At 69.0% G+C, this 2,694-nt stretch carries 3 protein-coding genes; 1 reads left to right on the forward strand and 2 read right to left on the reverse strand.

Annotated features, from left to right (window positions below; genetic code table 11):
• Positions 1-229 precede the first annotated feature (229 nt).
• Positions 230-421: a hypothetical protein gene (locus tag FNH08_RS48530; protein ID WP_152778283.1), complete on the forward strand. Its 192-nt coding sequence runs from the start codon at positions 230-232 to the stop codon at positions 419-421.
• A 101-nt stretch (positions 422-522) separates the two neighbouring features.
• Here the strand turns inward: FNH08_RS48530 and FNH08_RS48535 are convergent, their stop codons facing one another.
• Entirely contained in the window at positions 523-1,161 is a 639-nt protein-coding gene (locus FNH08_RS48535) for an LPXTG cell wall anchor domain-containing protein (RefSeq protein WP_152778284.1), read from the reverse strand.
• A 316-nt stretch (positions 1,162-1,477) separates the two neighbouring features.
• Positions 1,478-2,584, reverse strand: a complete 1,107-nt coding sequence (prfB, locus tag FNH08_RS48540; protein WP_322726624.1) for a peptide chain release factor 2 — start codon at positions 2,582-2,584, stop codon at positions 1,478-1,480.
• Between the last annotated feature and the right edge of the window lie 110 nt (positions 2,585-2,694).

Genomic DNA, 2,694 nt, shown 5'->3' on the forward strand with positions numbered 1-2,694 from the left:
AGGTCCGGGGGCGAAGCCCCCGAAAGGGGCGCGGGGAACTGCGCGAGCAACCACAACCAACCTGCAGCCGCGAATCAACCCAAAACACCCCTCTCGGAGCGCAGAAACCAAGCCCCCGCAGGGATCCCGCGCTCTTTCCGGAGGAACCTGGCACAGTGGAGGTGGGAACTGTTGACTTCCCCGAAGCGTTGAGTACAGGAACGCGTGGTGTGCAAGGAGGGCGAGGCGCATGACGTACGACCGGTTGGTGTGCGCGAACTGCGCGGCGCCCGTGAGTGAGGGCCGCTGCCCCGTCTGCCGGGCCAGCCGCGAGCGGCTGCAGCAGGAGAGCCCCTTCGCGGGGCTGAACCCGATGGCACTGGTCGCGCTGCTCGCCGTGCTGATCGCGGCGGTGGCGCTGCTGGCGCACCAGACGGTGTAGGGCGCCCCAGGGCACCGAGAACACCAGGGCATACGAAAGGGCCCGGAGCGACGCGCTCCGGGCCCTTCTCGTGCGTACTGCGGTGCGGCGAGCCGTCAGGCTCAGGCCGCGGCGCCGCCGCGGCCGCCCATCAGGCGGGGGAGCAGGCGGAAGCCGATACCGCCGGCGATCATCGTGGCGGCCCCGACCAGCAGGAACGTGGTCTCGGCGGCACCCGTCTCGGCGAGCTCGTCACCGGTGCCCTGGGCCTGGGCCGAGGTGTTGGTGTTGGTGCCGGTGGAGACGTCCGAACCGGTGTCGGTCAGGGAGGAGGAGCCCTCCTCCTGGGTGTCGGCGTTGCTGCCGCTGCCGCCGTCGGGGTCGGTGTTGTTGCCGCCCCCGTTGTTGCCACCGCCGTTGTTGCCGTTCCCGTTGTCGCTGCCGTTGCCCGGGTTGTCGGGCTGCGGCTCCTCCTCCTCGGGGGGCTCGACCGGGTCGCCCGCCGGCGGCTCCTCGGCCTCCGGCGGGGCGTCCGGGAGGCCGATGCCGTCGTCCGGGTTGCCGGGGTCGTCGCCCGGGTCACCGGGGTTGTCGGGGTCACCCGGGTTGTCCGGAGCCGGGGCCTCGGTGCAGAGGAGGCCCAGCAGGCAGTTGTCCGTCTCCGCGGCAGATGCGGCACCCGCAGCGGTCATCGAGGCGCCGGCCGCGATCACGGCACCTGCGGCCACCCGCGCCAGGCGGATCCGCGTCTTCTTGGTCATGTGCTTGCTACCCCCAGTAGCTCATCGTCAGTAGGCAGCGTCGGGGCCACGGCGTCAGGGGCAGATCGCTCACTCAAGCCCCCTGCGTCACATGCGCCCCAGAGATACGCATGCCACGCTGCACCCTTCCCACTTTTCATGGCAACGTCAAGGCCGTTGCGCGTGCAATGTCCACTTCAACATCATTTGACCTCGGGCAGGAGATGTGAGCGTGACGTAAAACCCAGACATCCCGCACGCAAGAGGCAACTGCCGCCCGATGAGCGGCAGTTGCCATGTCGATAAAACACCCTGGTCGCGACGGGCGTGTGCGGCGCTACTTCTCCTGCTGCTTGCGCCAGCGAATGCCGGCCTCCAGGAAGCCGTCGATCTCACCGTTGAACACGGCTTCCGGGTTGCCGACTTCGTGCTCGGTGCGCAGGTCCTTGACCATCTGGTACGGGTGCAGGACGTACGAACGCATCTGGTTGCCCCAGGAGTTGCCGCCGTCGCCCTTCAGGGCGTCCATCTTGGCCTGCTCCTCCTGCCGGCGCCGCTCCAGGAGCTTGGCCTGCAGCACGTTCATGGCCGTGGCCTTGTTCTGGATCTGTGAGCGCTCGTTCTGGCAGGAGACGACGATGCCGGTGGGGATGTGGGTGAGGCGCACCGCGGAGTCGGTGGTGTTCACGCCCTGGCCGCCGGGGCCCGAGGACCGGTACACGTCCACGCGCAGCTCGGACTCGTCGATCTCGATGTGGTCGGTCTGCTCGACCACGGGAAGGATCTCGACACCGGCGAACGAGGTCTGACGGCGGCCCTGGTTGTCGAAGGGCGAGATGCGCACGAGGCGGTGGGTGCCCTGCTCGACCGAGAGGGTGCCGTAGGCGTACGGCACCTGTACGGCGAAGGTGGTCGACTTGATGCCGGCCTCTTCCGCGTACGACGTCTCGTAGACCTCGGTCTTGTAGCCCTTCTGCTCCGCCCAGCGCAGGTACATCCGCTGGAGCTTCTCGGCGAAGTCGGCGGCGTCGACGCCGCCTGCCTCGGCGCGGATGTTGACGAGCGCCTCACGGGCGTCGTACTCCCCGCTGAGCAGCGTCCGGACCTCCATCTCGTCCAGCGCCTTCCTGACGGCGGCGAGCTCGGACTCGGCCTCGGCGCGGGTGTCCGGGTCGTCCTCCTCCTCGGCCATCTCGAAGAGGACGCCGAGGTCGTCGATGCGACCGCGGAGGGCTTCGGCCTTCCTCACCTCCGCCTGGAGGTGGCTCAGCTTGCTGGTGATCTTCTGTGCTGCTTCCGGGTCGTCCCACAGGGACGGCGCTGCCGCCTGCTCCTCGAGCACGGCGATGTCTGCCCTCAGCTTGTCGAGGTCCAGGACGGCCTCGATCGACTCCATGGTCGAGGAGAGGGACTTGAGCTCTTCGGATACGTCGACGACTGCCACGCCCTCCAGCCTAACGGCTGTGGCAACCGACCCGACTCGGCTGCCGGGGCGGGCACGTGCCCTGGGGTTTTCCTCGCCCCCGCCGCCCCTACCCGTCCCATCCCCAGGGG

Source organism: Streptomyces spongiae (assembly GCF_009377185.1).
GTDB lineage: Bacteria > Actinomycetota > Actinomycetes > Streptomycetales > Streptomycetaceae > Streptomyces > Streptomyces spongiae.

Excerpts from the sequence above, each read along its gene's own strand:
- FNH08_RS48535 (WP_152778284.1), bottom strand. The coding sequence starts at position 1,161 with ATGACCAAGAAGACGCGGATCCGCCTGGCGCGGGTGGCCGCAGGTGCC.
- FNH08_RS48530 (WP_152778283.1), top strand. The coding sequence starts at position 230 with ATGACGTACGACCGGTTGGTGTGCGCGAACTGCGCGGCGCCCGTGAGT.